General features: G+C 66.1%; 14 protein-coding genes. 5 read left to right on the top strand and 9 right to left on the bottom strand.

The window, feature by feature from the left end; all coding sequences use genetic code 11:
- Window positions 1-436: 436 nt before the first annotated feature.
- Window positions 437-2,371, bottom strand: a complete 1,935-nt coding sequence (gene cysN, locus ACYOEI_RS14160) for a sulfate adenylyltransferase subunit CysN (RefSeq protein WP_462850152.1) — start codon at window positions 2,369-2,371, stop codon at window positions 437-439.
- A 1-nt stretch (window position 2,372) separates the two neighbouring features.
- Window positions 2,373-3,293: a sulfate adenylyltransferase subunit CysD gene (gene cysD / locus ACYOEI_RS14155; RefSeq protein WP_462850151.1), complete on the bottom strand. Its 921-nt coding sequence runs from the start codon at window positions 3,291-3,293 to the stop codon at window positions 2,373-2,375.
- Window positions 3,294-3,691: 398 nt separating this feature from the next.
- On the opposite strand from cysD, the gene ACYOEI_RS14150 reads away from it, so the two are divergent.
- From ACYOEI_RS14150 to ACYOEI_RS14135, 4 genes are all read left to right on the top strand, one after another.
- Complete coding sequence (locus ACYOEI_RS14150; RefSeq protein WP_462850150.1) at window positions 3,692-4,378, top strand: FadR/GntR family transcriptional regulator; 687 nt, start codon at window positions 3,692-3,694, stop codon at window positions 4,376-4,378.
- Between the two features lie 23 nt (window positions 4,379-4,401).
- The gene (locus ACYOEI_RS14145; protein ID WP_462850149.1) at window positions 4,402-8,646 is read left to right on the top strand and encodes a DUF1592 domain-containing protein; all 4,245 of its coding nucleotides are present in this window, start codon (window positions 4,402-4,404) and stop codon (window positions 8,644-8,646) included.
- 178 nt (window positions 8,647-8,824) lie between these two features.
- Window positions 8,825-10,129, top strand: coding sequence for a DUF1552 domain-containing protein (locus ACYOEI_RS14140; RefSeq protein WP_462850148.1), 1,305 nt, complete (start codon window positions 8,825-8,827; stop codon window positions 10,127-10,129).
- Window positions 10,130-10,612: 483 nt separating this feature from the next.
- Window positions 10,613-10,837 carry a hypothetical protein gene (locus ACYOEI_RS14135; RefSeq protein ID WP_462850147.1) on the top strand — a complete coding sequence of 75 codons (225 nt, stop codon included), beginning with the start codon at window positions 10,613-10,615 and terminating at the stop codon, window positions 10,835-10,837.
- 114 nt (window positions 10,838-10,951) lie between these two features.
- On the opposite strand, the gene ACYOEI_RS14130 is transcribed toward ACYOEI_RS14135, so the two are convergent.
- The gene (locus ACYOEI_RS14130; RefSeq protein ID WP_462850146.1) at window positions 10,952-11,956 is read right to left on the bottom strand and encodes an NHL repeat-containing protein; all 1,005 of its coding nucleotides are present in this window, start codon (window positions 11,954-11,956) and stop codon (window positions 10,952-10,954) included.
- A 229-nt stretch (window positions 11,957-12,185) separates the two neighbouring features.
- Between ACYOEI_RS14130 and ACYOEI_RS14125 the strand changes: the two genes are divergently transcribed.
- Window positions 12,186-14,102 (top strand): redoxin domain-containing protein, encoded by a 1,917-nt coding sequence (locus ACYOEI_RS14125; RefSeq protein WP_462850145.1) that lies wholly within the window; start codon window positions 12,186-12,188, stop codon window positions 14,100-14,102.
- Window positions 14,103-14,157: 55 nt separating this feature from the next.
- On the opposite strand, the gene ACYOEI_RS14120 is transcribed toward ACYOEI_RS14125, so the two are convergent.
- The 6 genes from ACYOEI_RS14120 to ACYOEI_RS14095 form a co-directional block, all read right to left on the bottom strand.
- The gene (locus ACYOEI_RS14120; protein ID WP_462850144.1) at window positions 14,158-14,481 is read right to left on the bottom strand and encodes a hypothetical protein; all 324 of its coding nucleotides are present in this window, start codon (window positions 14,479-14,481) and stop codon (window positions 14,158-14,160) included.
- 9 nt (window positions 14,482-14,490) lie between these two features.
- Window positions 14,491-14,754: a hypothetical protein gene (locus tag ACYOEI_RS14115; protein ID WP_462850143.1), complete on the bottom strand. Its 264-nt coding sequence runs from the start codon at window positions 14,752-14,754 to the stop codon at window positions 14,491-14,493.
- Window positions 14,755-14,847: 93 nt separating this feature from the next.
- A complete protein-coding gene (locus ACYOEI_RS14110; protein WP_462850142.1) occupies window positions 14,848-15,762 on the bottom strand; it encodes a cysteine hydrolase family protein in 915 nt (304 codons plus the stop codon).
- 55 nt (window positions 15,763-15,817) lie between these two features.
- The gene (locus ACYOEI_RS14105; RefSeq protein WP_462850141.1) at window positions 15,818-17,323 is read right to left on the bottom strand and encodes a radical SAM protein; all 1,506 of its coding nucleotides are present in this window, start codon (window positions 17,321-17,323) and stop codon (window positions 15,818-15,820) included.
- A gap of 376 nt (window positions 17,324-17,699) precedes the next feature.
- Complete coding sequence (locus ACYOEI_RS14100) at window positions 17,700-19,886, bottom strand: PPC domain-containing protein (RefSeq protein WP_462850140.1); 2,187 nt, start codon at window positions 19,884-19,886, stop codon at window positions 17,700-17,702.
- A 71-nt stretch (window positions 19,887-19,957) separates the two neighbouring features.
- On the bottom strand, window positions 19,958-21,283 hold the full coding sequence (locus ACYOEI_RS14095) for a DUF1501 domain-containing protein (RefSeq protein WP_462850139.1): 1,326 nt from the start codon (window positions 21,281-21,283) through the stop codon (window positions 19,958-19,960).
- Window positions 21,284-21,336 lie beyond the last annotated feature (53 nt).

Genomic DNA, 21,336 nt, shown 5'->3' with positions numbered 1-21,336 from the left:
CCGCCTACTGCCTCAGAAACCCGGTTGGCTCGTGTAGCGAAATCGGTGGAGGAACGGAGGTCAAGGGTGCCTCGGGATCCGTCTTCGGACCCCGTGCGGGCCAGGCCCGGCCGGCGACATCGGGCAGGCACGCACGGCTCGTCGATTCGGGGCTTCCGACCGTCAACCAAGGTCATCGGACGGAGATTCCGTGAGCCGGGCGATGGCATGATGGGCAAGTCATCAAGCCCGTCAGGGCCTTCTTCTCCTAGTCGCCGTCGGCTTTGATACGGCCGGCCATCGGAGCCCCCTCCGAGGATCGAGGCGTTGGGCCGGGCCTGGTCCGCACGGGGCCCGAAGACGGAACCCGTGGCACCCATATACAGATCATCAGATCCGATTTCGTCCCATGAGCCAACCCGGTTTTCAAGAAAAAACCGGGTTCCGGGACGGATGCTTAGCGAAGGAAGCCCTTGGACTTCATCAGGGCGATGATCCTCTCGACGCTCTCCTCGACGCCGACCTGGTCGGTCTGGAGGATGAGGTCGGGGGAGGTCGGCTCTTCGAACGCGGCGGTCACGCCCGGCATCTGGGCGATCTTGCCTTCGTCGGCGAGCCGATAGGCACCGCTCTGGTCGCGGGCCCGGAGGATCTCCATCGGCGCGGTGCAGTAGACCTCGAGGACGTGATCCTTGCCGATCAACTGCTTGGCCTTCTCGCGCACCGCCTCGTGCGGGGCCACGAACGCCGCGATGGTGATGACCCCGGCGTCGTTCACCAGCTTGGCCACCTCGGCGGAGCGCCGGAGGTTTTCGGAGCGGTCGTCGGCGGTGAACCCGAGGTCGCGGTTCAGCCCTTGGCGCATGTTCTGGCCGTAGAGGACCGTCACCGCCCGGCCTTCGTCCCACAGGCGACGTTCCAAGCCGTACGCGATCCGACTCTTGCCGCTGCCGGTCAGGCCGACCAGCAGCACCGTCACCGGCACCTGGCCGAAACGCTGCTCGCGCTCGGCGGGCGTGACGAGGCTCTCGCGCGACTTGAGTCGCTCCGCCGGCTCCGCCGCCCAGACGTCGCCCGGCACCCGGCCGCTGCCGGCCTCCATGATCATGCCGGCGCCGACCGTATTGTTCGACAGCCGATCGATCAGGATAAACGCACCGGTCGCGGCGTTGGACGGATACGGGTCGAACGCCAGCGCCTGCGTCAGGCTGAGCTGCACGTGCGCGACCTCGTTCAGACCCAGCCGGGCGATCGCCCGGTGCTCCAGGGTATTCACGTCGACGCCGTATCGGAACGACGCGACTTCCGCCGACACCTGCCGCGTGGTCTGCTTCAGGGTGTAGGAGCGGCCGGGCACGAGCGGCTGCTCGGCCATCCACACGACCATCGCCTCGATCTCGCTGCCGACGTATGGCAGGCTATCCGGCCGCACCAGCATGTCGCCCCGGCTGACGTCCACCTCGTCCGTCAGCGTGACCGTCACCGCCTGGGGCGCGAACGCCTCTTCCAACTCGCCGTCGTATGTCACAAGGGACTTCACCCGGCTGCGCTTGCCCGACGGCAGCACCATCACCTCGTCGCCCTTGTGCAGGATGCCCGAGGCGACCGTACCGGCGAAGCCGCGGAAGTCGAGGTTGGGGCGGATGACGTACTGCACCGGGAACCGCAGGTCGGTCAGGTTCCGGTCGCTGGCGATGTGGACCGTCTCCAGGTGATCCAAAAGCGGCGGGCCGTTGTACCAGGGCATCGCGTCGCTCTTGGACGCGACGTTGTCGCCCCTCAGCGCCGACATCGGGATGAAGGTGATGTCGCGCAGATTCAGTTTGGCGACGAAGCCGGTGTACTCGTCCTTGATCCGCTCGAAGACCTCACGCGAATACTCGACGAGGTCCATCTTGTTCACGGCGACGACGACGTGGCGAATGCCGAGGAGCGAGACGATGAACGAGTGCCGACGCGTCTGGGTCATGACGCCGTGGCGGGCGTCGATGAGGATGACGGCCAACTGGCACGTCGAGGCGCCCGTGGCCATGTTGCGGGTGTACTGCTCGTGGCCCGGCGTGTCGGCGATGATGAACTTGCGGCGGTCGGTCGAGAAATAGCGGTAGGCGACGTCGATGGTGATGCCCTGCTCGCGCTCGGCCTTCAGGCCGTCGGTCAGCAGGGCGAGGTCGATCTCGCCGGCGCCGGTGGTCCCGACCTTCTCGCTGTCGCGCTTCACCGCGGCGAGCTGGTCCTCGTAGATCATCTTCGTGTCGTGCAGCAGTCGGCCGATGAGCGTGCTCTTGCCGTCGTCGACGCTGCCACAGGTGAGCAAGCGCAGCAGTTCCTTCTTCTGGTGGCGGGCGAGGTACGAGTGGATGTCTTCCTGACTCAGGTCAACGGCTTGCATCTCAGAAGTACCCCTCGCGCTTCTTCTGCTCCATCGAACCGGTCTCGTCGTGGTCGATCACCCGGCCCTGCCGCTCGGAGTTCTTCGCGAGCAGCATCTCCTCGATGATCTCCGGCAGCGTCGTCGCGCTGCTCTCGATCGCCCCCGTCAGCGGGTAGCACCCCAGCGTGCGGAACCGCACCCGCTTCATCATCGGCTCCTCGCCGGGCAACAACCGCGAGCGCATCCGCTCGTCGTCCACCATGATGAGCGTGCCGTCGCGCTCGACGACGGGCCGGACGTCGGCGAAGTAGAGCGGGACGATCGGGATCTTCTCCAGGTGGATGTACTGCCAGACGTCCAGCTCGGTCCAGTTGCTCAGCGGGAAGACGCGGATGCTCTCGCCCTTGTTGACCTTGCCGTTGTACAGGTTCCAGAGCTCGGGCCGCTGGTTCTTCGGGTCCCACTGGTGCAGTCGGTCGCGGAAGCTGTAGACGCGTTCTTTGGCCCGGCTCTTCTCTTCGTCGCGACGGGCCCCGCCGAAGGCCGCGTTGAACTCGTAGTGGTTCAGCGCCTGCTTCAGCCCCGCCGTCTTCATGATGTCGGTATGCTTCTTCGACCCGTGGTCGAACGGGTTGATGTTCTGGGCTTTCCCTTCCGGGTTGACCCAGACCTTCAAGTCGAGGCCCTGCTCGCGACAGTACTCATCGCGGAAGTCAATCATCGCCCGGAACTTCCAGGTCGTGTCGACGTGCAGCAGCGGGAAGGGGAGCCGGCCGGGGTGGAATGCCTTCTGCGCCAGGCGCAGCATGACGGCGGAATCCTTCCCGATCGAGTAGAGCATCACCGGCCGATCGAACTCGGCGGCGACCTCGCGGATGATGTGGATACTCTCCGCCTCGAGGATCTTCAAATGGGTCAGATTATAACTACTGCTGATCATCCGTCCTCCTGTTCGGCCTCATCTTTCCGATTATAGGAGAACTGCGCCATTTTCGGATAGGGGAGTCATCACGGGGTGGTCCGTCACGGGACGCCACGTCGAGGCCATAGACACAGCCCTGGCTGTTACCTCGTTGGAGCAATCCTCTAAATGCGTGGTCGTCACAATTCGGCCTGGAGTGCGGGGCAAGAGTGCCCCTCGTACCGGGGGGAAAGATAGGCAGGGCAGAATTGAGCAGGGAGACCGGACGCCCCGACTCGACGAAAGCCTCGGGATGCGTGTCCTAAATGGGACGGCCGCAGAGACCGCCTCACGCTCAACAATTGCTTGACAGGATCAGATTGTCTGATAATTTAACGGTCTGGAGTCAAGGCCGGCGTAGGAGGCGAGGCAAAGACGTGCTGAACACGATCCCCCGGCAGAAGATCCGCGACGTCGTCGTCGAGCGGCTCAAAAGCTATATCACGAGCGGCGGGCTCAAGCCCGGCGATCGTTTGCCGAACGAGTCGGAGCTGGCGGCGACGTTCGGGGTCAGCCGGCTCTCGCTCCGCGAGGCGACGAAGGGGCTCGAGCTGTTCGGGATCGTCGAGTCGAAGACGGGCGTCGGGCTGACCGTCGGCGAGGTCAACCTGGAGCGTGTCACGGGGCACCTCGGGTTCCACCCCGCGCTCTTGAGCGGGTCGCCGAGGCAGCTCATCGACACGAGGATCGTCGTCGAGACCGGCGCCCTGCCCTACACCGCGAGGCGGATGGCCGAGAACCCGGCCGTGTACGAGTCGCTCCGGCAGCTCGCCGGGCGGTTCACCACGACGAACGACCTGGACGAGCGGATCGCGCTGGACATCGCCTTCCACCGCGCCTTGCTCGACGCCAGCGGCCTGGCGCCTCTGGTGGCCTTCAACGACTTGCTGCAAATCTTCTTCAAGAAGTTTCATGATAGCGTGAAGACTGCCGAATGGCAGTGCGGGATCGAAGGCCATCAACGGATCATCGACGCGCTCCGCGACCAGGACGTGGCGAAGGCGAGCGACGAACTCCGACGGCACATCGAGAGTCACGAGGATCGCATGGGGGCGAGGGCATGAGAATCGGGTCCTTGCGGATACGGATGGCAGCCCTCATGGGCATGCTCCTGACGGCGACCATCGCCGCGTCCCTGCTGTTCCCGGCACGCCGGGCGACGGGTGCCGGGGCGGAAGCCGCGGCGGCGATACCGGCGGCGGACGCGACCGAGCTCAAGGCACTCGAGGGTGCCTACGGGCCGGAGATCCGGCCGTTGGTCCAACGCTACTGCTACGAATGCCACCGCGAGGACCGGGCGGAGGCCGACGTCGACCTCACCGCGTTCACCACGTGGGCCGAGGTGCGGAAGCACGCGAAGACCTGGCAGAAGGTCGGCGAGATGCTCGACGGCGGCCAGATGCCGCCCAAGAAGGCCCCCCAGCCGACCGAGGCCGAACGGGTCCGCTTGCAGAAATGGGTCAAGGAGTACCTGACCGTCGAGGCCAGGGCCAATGCGGGCGACCCCGGCCGCGTGGTGCTCCGCCGGCTCAACAACGCCGAGTACACGTATACGCTCCACGACCTGACGGGGGTCGACTCGCTCGATCCCGCGAGGGAATTCCCCGGTGATGGCGCGGCGGGCGAAGGCTTCACGAACACGGGCAACGCGCTCGTGATGTCTCCCTCGCTCATCACCAAGTATCTCGACGCCGCGAAGCAGGTCGCGGCCCATGCGGTCCTCCTCTCGGACGGGATCCACTTCTCGCCGAGCACCACGCCCCGGGACTGGACCGAAGAGGCCCTCGCGAAGATCCGAGGGTTCTACGCCGAGTTCTCCGAGTCCGGTGGCGGCGACAAGGTGAACCTCCAGGGGATCGTCTTCGACACCAACGGCGGGGGACGCCTGCCGCTCGAGAAATACCTCGCCGCGACCCTGGCCGACCGCGAAGCCCTCGCCTCGGGCCGCAAGAGCGTTGACGAGGTGGCCCGGGCCCACGGCCTGAATGCCAAGTACCTGGGTACGCTCTGGGCGAGCCTGACGGGCACCGAGCCCTCGCTCCTGCTCGACGGCCTCCGCGCCCGATGGCGGACGGCGAAGCCCGACGACGCGACATCCCTCGCCGCGGATGTCGCCGCCTGGCAGAAGGTCCTCTGGAAGTTCACCACCGTCGGCCACATCGGCAAGGTCGGCGGGCCGAAGGCGTGGCAGGAGCCGGTCACTCCGGTCATCCCGGCGCAAGAAGTCCGGCTCAAGGTCCCCGCATCGGCGGATGGCAAGGAAGTCATCCTCTCGCTCGTCGCGTCCGACGCGGGCGACGGCAATGACCGCGACTTCGTCGTCTGGAACCGGCCCAGGCTCGTCGCGCCCGGCCGGCCCGACCTCCTCCTGCGCGATGTCCGCGGCGTCGCCCGCGAGCTAACCGCACGCCGGGAGCGCATGTTCCCGCTCACGGCGAAGTACCTCGAAGCCGCCGAGGTGGCGGCCGAAGGCCAGGGCCAGGCCGACGTCGACGCGCTCGCAAAGTCCAACGGGGTCGAGGCCGACGCCTTGCGGGCCTGGCTCGATTACCTCGGGATCGGGTCGGGGGGCACGGTCGTGCTCCGGGGACACTTCACGAACAAGGTCGCGGGCGTGGGAGGCTATGCGTTCATCAACGGCTGGGGGACCAACGAGCTACCCCAGTTGCTGACTAATGCGTCCGACCAGCACGTCCGCATCCCCGGCAACATGGCGCCCCATGGCGTCGCAGTCCACCCCTCGCCCACGCTCCAGGCCGCCGTCGGCTGGCGGAGCCCGGTCACGACCGCGTTGAGCGTCGACGCCGTGGTGACACATGCCCATCCCGAATGCGGTAACGGAGTGACCTGGTCGCTGGAACTCCGACGTGGAGTGACGCGGAGGCGGCTCGCCGCCGGGGTCTCCCACGGGGCCACCCCCGTCAAGGTCGGCCCGATCGAGCATCTCCCCGTCCAGGCCGGCGACCTCGTCTCGCTCCTGATCGGCCCTCGCGACGGCAACCACGCCTGCGACCTCACCGCGATCTCGCTCCGCCTCAAGGGCGAGGGCGAAGGGGGCAAGACCTGGGATCTCGCCACGGATGTCTCGGGCGACGTCCTGGCCGGCAACCCGCACGCCGACCGCTTCGGCAACGGCGAGGTCTGGAGCTTCTACTCCGAGCCCGACAAGGGAGGCAGCGAGGCCGGACCCGTCATCCCGGCCGGCTCGGCGCTCGCCCGCTGGCAAGCGGCGAAAGACAAGGACGAGCGGCACAAGCTCGCCCTCGAGGTCCAATCGCTCCTTTCAGCCGGCTCCGCACCGGCGAAGGACGGCCCCGATGTCGTGCTCTACCGGCAGCTCACCTCGCTCGGCGGCCCCCTCTTCAGCGGGGCCCCCGTGAAGCCGTTCGGGGCGGTCGCCCAGCCGGGCGAGACGCCCATGCCCGCGAACGAGGACGCCGAAGGGTGGTGCCTCGACCCGTCCTCGTTCGGCAAGCATCCCGACGGCTCGGCCGTCGACCCCGCGAGTCTTTGCGTCCGCGCCCCGTCGGTCGTCGAAATCCGGCTCCCCGCCGACCTCGCCGCCGGCTGCGAGCTCGTCACGACCGCCACCCTCGCACCCGGCACCGCCGCCGAAGGGACCGTGCAGGTCCAGGCGATCGCCGGCAAGGCCGGGGTCCCCCCTGCCCTGCAACCGGGCTTGCCGGTCCTCACCAACGAGGGGAGCGGCGCGAGCCAGCGGGTCGTCTCCGGCTTCGACGACTTCCGCCGGCTCTTCCCCGCCGTCCTCTGCTACACCAAGATCGTGCCGGTCGACGAGGTCGTCACCCTGACCCTCTTCTACCGTGAAGACGACCAGCTCGTCCGCCTGATGCTCGACGACAAGCAGAAGGCCTATCTCGACGGCCTCTGGGACGAACTGCACTACGTGAGCCAGGACGCGCTGACGCTGGTCGACGCCTTCGCCCAATTGCTCGAGTACGCCTCTCAGGACGGCGACCCGAAGATCTTCGAGCCGATGAGGAAGCCGATCAACGACCGGGCGGATGCGTTCCGCCGAACCCTGGCCGCCTCCGAGCCGAAGCACCTCGAGGCCTTGCTCGAGTTCGCCGGGCGGGCCTACCGTCGGCCGCTCACCACGGCCGAGTCCGAGGAGCTCAAGTCTCTCTATCGCAAGATGAGGAGCCAGGAGATCCCGCACGCCGAGGCGGTGCGCCTCACGCTGGCGCGGATCCTCGTCTCGCCCGCATTCCTGTACCGGGCCGAAAAGCCGGTCCCGGGCACGAAGCAAGGGCCGGTTTCCGACTGGGAGCAGGCGAGCCGGCTCAGCTACTTCCTCTGGTCGTCGCAGCCCGATGCGGAGCTGTACCAGGCCGCCTCGGCCGGGCGACTCCACGACTCGGACGCCCTCGAGGCCCAGGCGAAGCGGATGCTCCGCGACCCCAGGACGCGTCGGCTGGCGACCGAGTTCGCCTGCCGCTGGATCCACATCGTCGACTTCGACCGGCTCGATGAGAAGAGCGAGCGGCACTTCCCCACGTTCGCCGAGCTCCGAGGCTCGATGTACGAGGAGTCGATCCGGTTCTTCACCGACCTCTTCCAGAACGACGGGTCGGTCCTCGACGTCCTGGACGCGGACTACACGTTCCTGAACGAGCCCTTGGCGAAGCACTACGGCATCCCGCTGGACAAGGCCCCGAAGTCGGCCGCCGAATGGCGGCGCGTCGACGGGGTGAAAGCGTTCGGGCGAGGCGGGATCCTCGGCCAGGCGACGACGCTCGCGACCCAGTCGGGGGCGTCGCGGACCAGCCCGATCCTCCGGGGCAACTGGATCAGCGAAGTCCTGCTCGGCGAGCGCCTGCCCAGGCCGCCGAAGGGCGTGCCGGTCCTCCCCGACGACGAGTCGGCGACCGCCGGGCTAACCGTCCGCCAGCTCGTCGAGAAGCACAGCAGCGACCCCAAGTGTGTCGTCTGCCACCGCCGCATCGACCCGTTCGGGTTCTCGCTCGAGCGCTACGACGCGATCGGCCGGAGACGCGAGAAGGACCTGGGAGACCGCCCCATCGACACCCGCGTCGTCGCGATGGACGGCGCCAAGTTCGAGGGCCTGGAAGGCCTCCGCAACTACCTCCTCTCGGAGCGTCGCGAGGCCTTCGTCCGGCAGTTCTGCCGCAAGCTCCTCGGCTACTCGCTCGGCCGCGCCGTGCAGTTGTCCGACGAGCCGCTGCTGGCCGAGATGCAGTCCGACCTCAAGGCGAACGACCACCGCGTCGTCTCCGCCGTCATGACGATCCTCCGCAGCCGGCAATTCCGCGAGATCCGCGGCCGTGACTCGGCGTATGATGACGAATAACGATGAGCCCTGGTCTCGAAACCCGTTTTTTTCTTAAAAGACGGGTTTCTGGCCCACTCGACTTCGCCGAACCCTCCCGCGGTGTCGTCGTAGACTCCTACAGACTAACTGGTTCTTCGAGAAGAGATCCGGTTTCAAGATTGGTCCTGAGCCCTCCCTCCACCGACCGGAGCTGACTATGTCGACACACAGTTTCTCCCGACGCGCCATGCTGCGAGGGATCGGCGTCACGATGGCGCTCCCCTGGTTCGAGTCGCTCAACGTGTGGGGGGACGAGCCCCTCGGCAACGCCAAGGCCAGCGAGGCCCCCGTCCGCCTGGCGGTGCTCTTCTCGGGCAACGGCTTCCACGGCAAGGAGTGGTGGGCCAAGGGCGAGGGCAAGTCGATGGAGCTCGGCCAGGTCCTGGCCCCGCTCAACGACTTCCGCGACAAGATGCTCTTCATCAAGGGCCTCTACAACGAGCAGGCCCAGAAGGGGAACATCCACAGCTCGCAGACCGGCAACCTCCTCTCCGGCGCCCCGCTCGCCTCCGGCGGCGAGATCCGCTCCGGCACCAGCGTCGACCAGGTCATCGCCCAGCGCTACGGCCGCTCGACCAAGGTGCCCAGCCTGGTCCTCGGATGCGAAAAATCAAACCCGTCGGTCCACAAGAACTACTCGATGCTTTATAGCTCCCACATCTCGTGGAGCTCGCCGACGACCCCCACGCCCCTCGAGCAATATCCCGCCCTCGCCTTCGATCGGCTCTTCAAGGACGAAGTCCAGCGCGGCGACAAGAGCGTCCTCGACGCCGTCCTGTCCGACGCCAAGGACCTCCGCCGGCAGATCAGCACGACCGACCAGCGCAAGCTCGACGAGTACCTCGACTCCGTCCGCGACGTCGAGACCCGCATCGAAGACGCCGGCAAAAAAGGCGAGTTCCAGGGGTGGCGGCCGACCCTCGACAAGCCCAACATGCCCCGCCCCCCCGAAGGGATCCCCCAGAACATCGCCGACCACATGCGGCTGATGTGCGACATCCTCGTGCTCGGATTCCAGACCGACACGACGCGGATCACCACCTTGAAGCTGAACAACGACCACTCGTCGCTCCGCTTCCCGCACCTCGGGGTGGACTACATGATCCACCACCTGTTGTCGCACTCCGACACCGCCGACTGGCTCAAGGTGAACCAGTTCTTCGTCGAGCAGCTCGCCTACATCGCCCGCAAGCTCGACGGCATCCAGGAAGGCGAGCGCACCGCCCTCGACAACTCCATGCTCATGTACTGCTCGAGCATGATGACCGGCAGCCACGACAACTCCCAGCTCCCCGTCGTCATGGTCGGCAAAGGCGGCGGCAAGATCCAGACCGGCCGCATCCTCGACTACACCGGCAAGCCCGACCGCCAGATGTGCCGCCTCTACCTCTCGATGATGGACAAGATGAACATCCACCTCGACGCCTTCGGCGACGCGAATAAGCCCCTCTCGGAAGTGTAATCGTTTCCGGCAACGACCGAATTTGTATTGATACGAGAGTGATCCATAAGGCCTCGCCTGCCATCGTGAGATCGGCCGGCGAGGCCCACTTCATGATGGGCGTTCGCTATGCGAACACGTTGCTTGACGTTCTTCCCAGCCTCATGTCCTGGTAGAATGAACGGATGGGAGGGTGCCAGGATGGCAACCGTTGAAATGCCACTCACCGATTGATCCAATGAGATGGCTCGACGGCTGGAGCGGTTCCCAGATGCACCGCCCACAAATGCGGGGCAAGAGTGCCCCGCCTACCGGCGGTTTGCGAAATTCGCTTGGTATGCGGGGCACTCTTGCCCCGCCGGAATGAAATAGAAGGGCGCGTTCCCAATACGCCAAGCCCGCGAGCAAGCCAACTGCGAAACGAGCTAGGACGAGTCCCACGTCCGACTCCGCCTGCCGGATCGATCCTTCGAGAGATATGAGCATCGCAACCCGAGAGTCTCCATGCCCAAAAAACTCGGACCGGGCGAACGCCGGATGCTCATGGTCCTCTCGCTCTACCCGTTCGGTTTTGGCCTCTATGTCATGTTCACGCGGACTCTCATGAGCCGCACCGGTCAGGTTCCGATTGAGGGCCCTTTGGCCGTCACGATTGGCGCGATCCTCGTCCTGTTCGGTATGGGGGCGTTTATGTATGCGTGGAAAGGAAAGAATCCATCCGGCGACTGAGTCATCCGGCGGGCAAGACCTCGTCTCGAAACACACAATCAATCATTTCTTTGATAATCAGTGACCACGCCGCGACGTGACGCCGCCAGGCATGGTGTCCCCTCGCATTCCAAATCATCTCGTCGCGAACTTCTGGACCCGGTGGTTGAAGGCGTCGACCACGTAGAGATTCCCCTCTCGATCCAGGGCGACCCCGTGCGGGGCCATGAACTGCCCGGGCTCGCTACCGGGCTCCTCGGTCAGCCCCCTCAGGTATTTCCCTCCCAAGGTAAACTGCTGCACCCGCCCGTTGACGGAGGTCACCCACAGCGTTTCGCCGTCCACACAGAGGCCCACGGGCCCTTTCAGCTTGCCGCCCAACCAGCCGCCGGCGAAGCCGCCCGGTTTGTCCGAATCTTCGCCCCAGACCCCGAGGAGCTTTCCTTCCGGGGTGAACTGCTGGACCCGACACTCGGACCCCTCGGTCGTGAAGACATGGCCTTCGGCGTCAATCGCCACGAATTGGGGCCCGCCGACCCTGGAGAGCCGCGAGACCTTCCCCCCGAACTGGCCCGGCTTGCTACCATACTCCCCCCACTTGGAGAGAGCCTTGCCTCCCGGGTCGAAGACCTGAACGCGACGGTTGGTCTGATCGGCGACGTAGACCCGGCCGTCCTTCCCCAGCGCGATCCCGCCCGGGCAGTCGAACTCGCCGTCGCCGCTACCAGTCCGGCCCCACTGCCGCAACAACTTGCCCGACGGCTCATAGACCGAGATCCGATCCGTGGTCCGTTCCGCCCGCTTCTTCTCGGCGAAATGGGAGAGGTAGATTTCGCCCGAACGACTGATCGCGATCCCGCCGGGATTGGGCAGAACGGACATGACGCCCAGGAGCTTGCCTTCTACCGAGAATTTCTGGACGCGGTCGTTGTAGAAATCGCTGACGAGGACCTCGTCGGAGGCATTGATGGCGATGCCGATCGGAAAATGAAACTGGCCTGGTCCCGCCCCCTTGGAACCCCATTCCGCCAGGAATTGGATCGGCGCAAGCTCCTCGGCCCAGGCCGCGGTCCCGAAGAAAGCCGCCAGCAAGACCGCGAGCCGAAGCCGGACCAAGTCGCGGGAAGGAAAAGAGTTCATGTTCGCACCCCGATGCCTGGAGGGCCTTCTGAACGAGACCGATGCGGCCTACCGCCGTGAAAACAGACCGCTTTCTCCTCCCAGGAATGGGCGAGCCAAGACTGCGAGTCGACGCGTCCCATCGAGGGACATCCTGTCGGGTCAATATCCGGTGCCCGGGCGACGAAGTAAAGGCGGGATGTCCTTTCACGAACGGCGCGGATTCTCGTTCGAAAGTGGGAGAGGGTTGATGGCTCATCAACGCCGATGGCGGTTCGCGGTGTGCGGTTTGTTCCTCGGGGTGACGGGCGGTGCAGACTCGGCCTGGGGGCAGTTCCCGCCCGACTTCGGGAGCTACCGGACCGCGGGCGACTTCGAGCTGCGCGACGTCCGCTCCGGTCGCATCGTCAAGCTCTCGGATAGTTTCAATCCGGAGAAGCCGACGAAGAATGTCGTCGTCCTGGCGTTCACCGGCGTCTCGAACCCGGCCGACGAACAGGCCTTGTCACGTCTCGGACAGTTAGCCGAGACGTACAAGGGCAAGGGCGTCAACGTCCTTGCGATCAATTCCAACGCCCACGACACCGCCGAGCAAGTTGCCGAGCATGCCCGTCGTCTTGGGGTCTCTTTCCCGGTGTTGAAGGACCCCGGAAATGTGTTGGCCGACCTGGACCTCGTCGAGCGGACGGGCGAGGTGCTGGTGATCTCGGGGATGCGTGAGATTCGCTACCGGGGGGCGATCGACGATCAGGTCGGTCGCGAGGAGAGCAAGGACGCACCGGCCCGACGATATTTGGCTGATGCCCTCGACGCCGTCCTGGCCGGGCGTAAGGTCGCGATGCCGGTCACGAAGGTTGTCGGCAGCCCGCTCGATCGGGTCAAGCCGGAGGTGATCACGAAGTCGACGCCCAGGGTCCGGGCGGTCGCCGAGGAGATTGCCGCGGCCCACGACGAACGGGCGTCGCGGGAGCCGATCGAGGTCGGCGCGGTGACGTATGCGTCGGCCGTCGCGACGATCCTCCAGCAGAAGTGTCAGTCGTGCCACCGCCACGGTCAGGTCGGCCCGTTCTCGCTCTTGACCTATGACGACGCACAAAGTCACGCCGCGATGATCCGCGAAGTCGTCGACGACCGCCGGATGCCCCCTTGGCACGCCGACCCGCGTCACGGCAACTTCGAGAACGACCGGAGCCTCACCGGCCGGCAGCGGGCCGAGCTCCTGGCCTGGGTCGACCAGGGTTGCCCGCTCGGCGACGCGAAGGCCCTCCCGGCCGCTCGGACGTTCCCCGAGGGGTGGACCATCGGCAAGCCCGACCTCGTCATCGAGATGCCCGAGTCGTATCCCGTACCGGCGCAAGGGGCCGTCCCCTATCAGTATTTCCGGGTCCCTTCCGGATTCACCGAGGATAAGTGGATCCAGGCCGCGGAGGCTCGCCCCGGCGATCCTTCGGTCGTCCACCACGTCCTGGTGGCGATCGATGACCACAAGGCGAGGAGCGAGGCGGAGAATCGTCGGCTGCCGGCGTCGCACCTCGTCGCCTACGCGCCCGGCGACCTGCCGCTGGTCCTGCCGGCCGGGACCGCCAAGCGGATCCCCGCCGGGTCCGACTTCATCATCCAGATGCACTACACGCCGGTGGGCACCGTCCGGCCCGATCGCTCGTCGATCGCGCTGATCTTCGCCGAGGCGCCTCCGCGTCGCGAGGCCCACACCTTGGGCATCCTCGACCCGGGGTTCGAGATCCCCCCGGGCGCCGACAACCACGCCGTCCGGTCGAGCTACGTCTTCGAGACCGATGGCGAGCTCTACAGTCTCATGCCCCACATGCACCTACGAGGCAAGAGCTTCCGCTACACGGCGACCTTCCCCGACGGCCACAGCGAAGTCCTCCTGTCGGTCCCCGGCTACGACTTCGCGTGGCAGAGCGTTTACCGCCTCACCAAGCCCCGGCACCTCCCCAAGGGGACGCGGATCGATTGCCTGGCGCACTTCGACAACTCGTCCAAGAACCCGGCCAACCCCGACCCATCGAAAAAAGTCATCTGGGGCGAGCAGACGTTTGAGGAAATGATGATTGGCTACGTCGACGTCGCGTTCCTCGACAAGACACCCGAAGTCCCGGATCGGCCCAAATCCTCAACAAACGCGGCTACCAAGGCTCCTTGAAGTTGTCCGGAGTGGAAGGCTCGCCTTGGTTTCGAGATGAGTCTGGACAAGGTACTCACTTGCTCGATTTGCCCGTCATGTAGCCGAAAGCGGCGGCAACGATCGCGGTGATGATCCCCAACGCCTTGTCGGGAAGCCCGGTTTTTGGATCGCGAGTGATCGCAATATAGGCGCTGACGGCAAAGCCGATCGTCACCATGACCATGACGAAGACATGAACGATGAGGCTGATCCGTTGCTTGTGAAGATCCTCGGCTTCTTCGCGCCTCAGCCTCGATTGACGCTCCTCGGTTGTCTCCGCCGACCTGACTTCGATTTTCATCTGCTCACTGAGCTGAGCGAGCAGATCTACCGTCTGCGGCTTCCGGGGAGCCGTCATGAATGTCCCTCAAAAGCCGACCAATTCGATATCCAGCGAATCAGACGACGCGGCGACGCCCACGTGCTGACCTGCGTCCTTAGCATCGATGGCGGTTTTCAACATGCCGAGCGCGAGGCGGATCACGTCACCTTCGCTCTTCCCGATGCGCTGCGAGAGAGAGGAAAGAAACCGTTCCGCCTCGGGCGTCATGTCGAGATTCCGCTCGATCCGAGCCGATGCCGTCGCGGCCATTGCAAGTTCACTGGTCTTGGTACGTTCGGTGGTTCCCATGCTCAGTCCCCATGAAACTCCCTGGGAATCGCGCCCTGCCTCATTCTATCTTCGGGCGCTCCCACGCACACCCCGACCGGCCCTGAGTTGTCCTCAGTGGCGAGCTGCTTGATTGGTGTTCTGCGTCGGTCCGGAGGATCCAGACACGGTCCTCGTGAGGTCGATACTCTCGATCGACGGGCACCAGTAGGCTTCGATGTGCTCGACGACCAGCTCGGTGCCGCGGTTGTGGCTGACAAAAGGGGGTTGGCGGGGGTCGTACATGGCGTCGGTCAGGTCGCGGACGAGGGCGACGTTGAAGCCGAGGCGGGTGAGTTGGCGGATGCCGAAGGAGCGGCCGAGGATGCACATATTTGTGTGGACGCCCATGACGGCGATGTTCTTGATGCCCTGGCGGCGGCAGTAGTTGAAGATCTCGCGGCCGTCGTCGCTGATGCCGTCGAAGCCGGTGATGTCGAGGCCGGGATGCTGGCGAGAGTAGCGCCGGACGACCGCGCCGGTGATGGGGTCGTCGCAGGGGGAGACGCTGGTGTCGATCGGCAGGGGTGGCTCGCGGCCGGTGTCGAGGGTGCAGGTGCGCTCGATCGGGACCGGGGGCTCGACGGGCTCGGCCCGCTGCATCCGCTGTCGGTGGGGGGTGTCGGCGTACATGGTCATCGTCTCGCTCGGGGCGTGGATGATCATGACGCCGTGGTCGCGGGCCGCGGTGAGGACCGCGTTCATCTTGGGGACCATGACGCCGATCCGCTGCGCCGAGGACCGACAGTAGATGTCGTCCCACATGTCACAGATGATGATCGCGGTCTCGGAGGCCGTCCAGTCGACGGTACGCCCGGTCACTCGGGCCTCGCCCCCCTCGACCTTGCGCTCGCGGAGTTGGAGCCGGAGCATGCCCGGGAGTTTGGGCCTGTTGAGCTGCCACTCCGCCAACCCGTCGGCCTCGAGAGCGGCCGGAGCCAGGATCGTGGGAAATGTCACGAGTGCAATAAGCCAACGTCGTCCGATCATCGGATCCTTTCGCTCTACGGTTAGAGGCCCGGCGATCTACCCCGAACGATTCGATTCATCCCATATGACTGCGGCCGCTGTCGTTGGGGTCGGGCTTCGGCTTGGGTTTCGGGTTGGCCGGCGCAATCGGCGGACGACCGGCCTCGCTTCGACAGTTCCCGCGGGTCCGGACCTGCCTCCAGGCCAATAGGGCCGCGATCGAGTCCGCATAGAACATGCCACGAGGGGTAGGCTCGATCGTCTCGCCAGTCATCCGGACGAGCCCTTCGTGTTCGAGGGCCTCGAGTTCCGTCGGGAAGTCGTCGATGGGGTCGCTCTCGAACGACTCGAGGTAGTCGGCCCTGCGGATTTGCAGGGCGGCGAGGCGACGGGTCAGGTGGAGGATCCGGAGTTCACGGGGCCCGTACACGAACTCGCGATCCCAAGTCGAGCCTCGCGCCACGGAATCGGCGTAGGCGTCCGCCCCGTCGGGGTTCATCACCTTGACTGCGGAGTGCTCGGCGCCGGCGAACGAGATCCCCGAAGGCCCGAAGCCGACCATGTCGAAGCGATCGGGCTCGAAGCTCAGCTCTTCGTAAACGAAACGCCGCTCATGTCCGAGGAATTCATTCTTCTCGAAATTCGTCAGTGTCGATTGGTAGAAGCCTCGATCGAAGAGCCGTCCCCGGAGCTCTTGCCAGTTCTCCGAGGCGACGGCGTTCGTCGGCAAGGACGCCAGGAGGTCGGGTTGCCGGGACCATTCCGTCCCGAGGCCGGGGAACATCACGAGGTGGTAGAGGCCGAGATGGTCGAGACCGATCTCGATCGCCCGGTCGAGGTCGTCTTGCATCGCCGACAAGGGCTGGCCGGGGAGGTTGAAGAGGAAGTCGCCAGAGACGGTGAACCCCCGCGCATGGCCGAGGCGGACGACCTCGCGGAAGGTCTCGGCGTCGCCGAAGCCGAGCCGACCCATCCGGCGCAGCCAGGCTTCGTCGAAGGTCTGGATGCCCATACTGAGGCGGAAGTGGCGGGCGGGGAGCTCTTCGCGGAGGATATCCACGAGCCAGGGCTTTCGGCTGAGGAAGGCGTCCGGGATGCCCTCCAGGGTCACCTCGGCGGAGGAGAGGTCGAAGGCCTTGGCCAGGGCCCGGCAGAGCTTTCGGAAGGGCTCGGGCGGGCTCAGGTTCGCCGTGCCGCCGCCGAAATAGAGGCCGGCGACCGGGCGACCGACGAGCTCGGGCTCCGCCCACATCCGTTGCTCGATTTCCCGCTCCACGGCCCCCATGACGGCCGTCGCCTTGCCTCGGCTGAAGCTCTCGTGCGGGAAGGTGCAGAAGCCGCATCCCGCGACGGCCGGGTTGCAATACGGGTGGGGCAGGACGCCAACGAGGAGCCCTCGGCGAGGGTCGTGGCCGAGGCGCTCACCAACGGTTCGAGACCCCGGCGGCATGGCCGCGGCCAGCGGATAGCCGTGCAGCAGGCGATGCCGCTGCGGCCGTTGCATCCGACGTCGCAGCTCCGCGAGTGCTTCCGAGACGTCGTGAAGCGAAGCCGAGGGACGCTCGTCGATCTGCGAGAGCATCACGTCGCTCCTTACCGGGCCGACTCAACGACCCCGTCGGGAAAACCTGCATCCTGGGTGACAAGGCGTCACGAGGCCCATCCTCAAAGAAAGCCAACTCCGGGCCGATCCCGGCGTAGGTCGTTGCCATGGCGATGGGATCGCCGAGAGCTTCTCGAGAAGGTGCTCGGCACCGATCTCGGGACCCGGCGTGACCACAATTTCCGGGCCTCGCGGAATCGCGGGAGACCCGGTCCTCTCCGAAGACGTCGGAGCCGCGAAGGGGACGCGGCTGTGTTCAACGGTAACGCCTCGGGCCGTGGGCCTCAAGTCGGCCGGGAGGTTTCTTCGACTCTCGGAAGGGATCCGTGAGATCGGAAGAGAGTCAACGCTCTCCTCATCTTCCGGATTCGGCTGAGGGGACCCCGGCGACGACGGTGATCGTGATCGTGATCGGATTAGAAGGGAAGACGGCGCGGACGCTATTACCCCGAGTCTTATTGGGGTCGCGCTGGACGATGTAATCGCGGGGGACCTGGCCGGCCCCCTGGATGGCGAAGGAATATGGGCCGGGCGATAGCTTCGAGGGCAGGACCAGCTCGGCCTTTGCCTCTGTGGTGCCCGAGGCCACGCTCACGAGGGCCACGCTCGCGCCCGGCGGGAGATCCAGGCCGGAAATTTGCACGGGGCCGGCCCAGTCGGATGCGCGGGCGAGGGTCACGGCGATGGGCAAGGTTCCCCCGGCGCGAACCTCGGCCGACGCTGGGGTCGCCGCGAGCGTGAATGGCGGTGAGTCTCGCACGGCAACGGCGACGCTGTCGGCCATCCGGGCGACGCCGGGAGTGTTCACGGTCGGCCAGACCAGGCCTCCGCCCCGGGCCTCTCGCGTCACATCCTTACCATCGATGGTGGCGGTCCCCGTGATCCGGACCGAGGCATGGCCGATCGGGGCGTCGACGCCGGCGCGAAAGACGAGGGGGACCGACGTCTTGCCCCGGCCGATCACGACGGGATCGCACGAGACGCCTTCGGGGAGGTCGTGCACCTCGACCCGGATCGGCCCGTCGAAGTTGTCGATCCGCAAGGCGAGCACGTCGAGCCAGGTGCGGCCGCCCCGGCCGACCGTGGTGGCGTCGGGGTGGATGTCGTGGCTCGGCACCGCGAACAGGCGAAAGTCGAGTCGAGGGGGACCGACCCGGAGCCGATAACCGAACCGCGCCTCGCCCCGCTGCTGGAAGTAGAGGTCGCGGACCTGGACCGTATAGAGCCCCTCGGTCGAGGCCCGGAACGCCCAGCGCACGTCTTGGGTCGTGATCGGGAAGCGGAGTTGGCCGATCTCGCGCAAAGCCCCGTCGTCGGCCGAGAAGATCCGGCGGCCCGAGGGGTCGTACCCCGCCAGGAATGGGTCGATCAGCCCCGACTGCCGCTCGCCGAAGACCTCGACCACAACCTCCTGCCCTTTGATGGTGCGGAAGGTGTAGAAGTCGGAATCACCCACGGGGGCGAACGTACCCGAGACCTCGCTCGGGACCTCGAGCGTCTGGGCCTTCGCCCGGTCGCCATTCGGTTCCCGCTCGATCGCGACGGGCAGCTCGGTGACGCCGAGGAAGATCGGGTTCGAGCTCCCCGACGACGTCTTCAGGCGATAGACAAAGCCGTCGAGGGTCGACTGCGGGGGACGGATGGATTGTCCCCCCCGGAGCGTCGGGCTCGCTGGAGCGCCGGTCGGAAACGTATCTTCGAGGTCGAGTGACTCGAGCATCCCCCCCTGCCCCGGACGAGCCTCAGTCGATGTCGGCGTGCCCCCAGGGATGTTCCGCCCGAGGAGCGTTAGTTTCGTCGATTCGCCCGGTCGCACGGCGAGCGGCACGACCGCATCAAGGTGCGGGAGCGAGCCGACCTGGAGGCGGTAGACCGAGTCGGGCCCGCCGTCGTAGACGAAGTCCCAGACGGAGATCGTATAGTCACCATCCTCGGGGACGGTGAAGTCGAGGAAAGGATCTTTACCGAAAGAGTCGCCCGAATAGGCAAGCTCTTTTCCCGATGGGTCGACGACCTTGATTGTGGCGTCGAGGGCGCTGTCGACCCGCTCGGCCCAGGCGTCGATCAGGACGCGCCGGCCTTTCTTCGCCGAAAAGACGTAGGCATCGACATCCGTTGGCCGATCGATGCGACCGTTTACGACGACGGGCAAGGTCAGGGGTTGGGGCCTTTCCGACGAAGCCTCGGGCTCGTTGGCTTCCGAGGCCTCGGGCCAGTCGCCGACCGTGAACGCGCGGAAGTTCGAGAGCCCCCGTGACGTGATCGCCCGGACGTCGAAGGGGCCGATGGGGACGTCGGGGGCCACCGTGACCTCGAACCGGTTGGCGTCCAGGTGCCGGGCGGTGATCCCCCGATGGCTGAAGTGGAGGCCGCTCAAGCCTTCGAGGTCGGCCCCGGCGACGGTGCAGCAGATCTTTGTGCCCTGGCGCGCCCCGCAGGGATAAAGGCTCGTGAGACGGGCCTCGGGGAGTTGGGCCAAGGCCGGGTGAGGAGAGGCTGGGACGAGGACGACGATCGCCAGGGTCCAGGGCAAGGGTCGCATGGATTTACCAGTCGGGTTTCGTGTCTGCCCCGAAACCCGGGCTTTAAGGAAAAGCCGGGTTTCGATACGTGTTAGGTGAGCAATTCTCGGATGGGTGCGCCGCCGTTGAGGATGCGGAGCGGGCGTTTGGCCTCGTTGTCGAATTCCTGCTCGATGTCGATCCCGAGGTGATGGTACATCGTGGCGAGGACGTCCTCGGGGGTGATCGGGCGGTCCCTCGGGGCCTCGGCCTTGGCGTCGGTGGCGCCGATGACCTGGCCCATCCGGAACCCTCCGCCGGCAACAACGACCGACTGGGCACCGGGCCAGTGGTCACGGCCGGCGCCCGGGTTGATGCGAGGGGTCCGGCCGAACTCGCCCCAGACGAGGACGAGGGTGTCCTCGAACAGCCCGCGCCGGTGCATGTCCTGCATCAAGGCGGCCCAGGCCTGGTCGAAGGGGGGGACGTTCTTTGATTTGAGACGTTCGAAGTTATTGGCATGCGTGTCCCAGCCCCCCGCGTCGACGGTGACGAACGTGACGCCCGCCTCGACCAGCCGACGGGCGAGGAGGATCGCCTGGCCGAGCGGGTTGCGGCCGTAGAGGTCGCGAGTGGCCGGGTCCTCTTCGCCGATCGCGCAGGCCTTGCGGGCCGAGGGGCCGGTGACCATCTCGAACGCCTTGAGCGTGAAGGCGTCGAGGCCGTCCATCAGCCCCGAGCGGTCGGAGTCGCGGCGGAAGGTGTCGATTGCGCCGAGCAGGCGTCGGCGGTCGCCGAGCCGGCCGAGGTCGACCCCTCGGGGCAAGGTCAGGTTCCGGACCGAGAACTTCCCGGAATTCGGGTCGCCGCCGAGGTCGAAAGGGTTGTACGCAACGCCGAGGTATCCGGCCTCCGCGCTCCTCGGCGTCTTCGGCAAGGTGACGTACGCGGGCAATCCCGGCCGTCTCGGCCCCCGGACCCTCGCGGCGATCGATCCATAGCTCGGCATCTCCTGCGCGGGGATGTCGTTCGTGGGACGATAGCCCGTCAGGAGGTAGTGGCTGGCCGACTCGTGGCCCGAGTCGGGGTGCGTCACCGATCGGACAATACTGAAGTGCTCCATCTGCCTCGCCGAGAGGGGCAGGAGTTCGCCGATGGAGATCCCCTCGAGGCTGGTCGCGATCGGCTTGAACTCGCCGCGGTACTCGGCGGGGGCCTCCGGCTTCAGGTCCCAGAGGTCGATGTGGCTCGGCCCACCCCCTTTCCAGACCAGGATGACCGAGGTGTCCCGCGTCGCAGTCCCCGAGCCGGCCAGGGCTCGGGAACGCAGGAGGTCGCCCAGCGCGAGCCCCGCCAGGCCGAGCATCCCGGTCCGAAGCACGCCACGCCTGGAGATCTCGACGCGACCGCGTGCCCCATCTCCCGTCAAATCCAGCATGGGCGTCGACCCTCGGGTTATATCGTCATCACGATTTCATACTATTCTTCGTA

This window comes from Singulisphaera rosea (assembly GCF_054877945.1).
Note: the sequence above shows the minus strand (reverse complement) of the source record. Positions and strands in the feature narration are given on the sequence as shown.

Bases quoted from the DNA above. Each gene is read 5' to 3' on its own strand.
- ACYOEI_RS14100 (WP_462850140.1), bottom strand. From the start codon at position 19,886: ATGCGACCCTTGCCCTGGACCCTGGCGATCGTCGTCCTCGTCCCAGCC.
- ACYOEI_RS14135 (WP_462850147.1), top strand. From the start codon at position 10,613: ATGCCCAAAAAACTCGGACCGGGCGAACGCCGGATGCTCATGGTCCTC.
- ACYOEI_RS14095 (WP_462850139.1), bottom strand. From the start codon at position 21,283: ATGCTGGATTTGACGGGAGATGGGGCACGCGGTCGCGTCGAGATCTCC.
- ACYOEI_RS14120 (WP_462850144.1), bottom strand. From the start codon at position 14,481: ATGACGGCTCCCCGGAAGCCGCAGACGGTAGATCTGCTCGCTCAGCTC.
- ACYOEI_RS14110 (WP_462850142.1), bottom strand. From the start codon at position 15,762: ATGATCGGACGACGTTGGCTTATTGCACTCGTGACATTTCCCACGATC.
- ACYOEI_RS14130 (WP_462850146.1), bottom strand. From the start codon at position 11,956: ATGAACTCTTTTCCTTCCCGCGACTTGGTCCGGCTTCGGCTCGCGGTC.
- ACYOEI_RS14140 (WP_462850148.1), top strand. From the start codon at position 8,825: ATGTCGACACACAGTTTCTCCCGACGCGCCATGCTGCGAGGGATCGGC.
- ACYOEI_RS14125 (WP_462850145.1), top strand. From the start codon at position 12,186: ATGGCTCATCAACGCCGATGGCGGTTCGCGGTGTGCGGTTTGTTCCTC.
- ACYOEI_RS14105 (WP_462850141.1), bottom strand. From the start codon at position 17,323: ATGCTCTCGCAGATCGACGAGCGTCCCTCGGCTTCGCTTCACGACGTC.
- cysD (WP_462850151.1), bottom strand. From the start codon at position 3,293: ATGATCAGCAGTAGTTATAATCTGACCCATTTGAAGATCCTCGAGGCG.
- ACYOEI_RS14115 (WP_462850143.1), bottom strand. From the start codon at position 14,754: ATGGGAACCACCGAACGTACCAAGACCAGTGAACTTGCAATGGCCGCG.
- cysN (WP_462850152.1), bottom strand. From the start codon at position 2,371: ATGCAAGCCGTTGACCTGAGTCAGGAAGACATCCACTCGTACCTCGCC.
- ACYOEI_RS14145 (WP_462850149.1), top strand. From the start codon at position 4,402: ATGGCAGCCCTCATGGGCATGCTCCTGACGGCGACCATCGCCGCGTCC.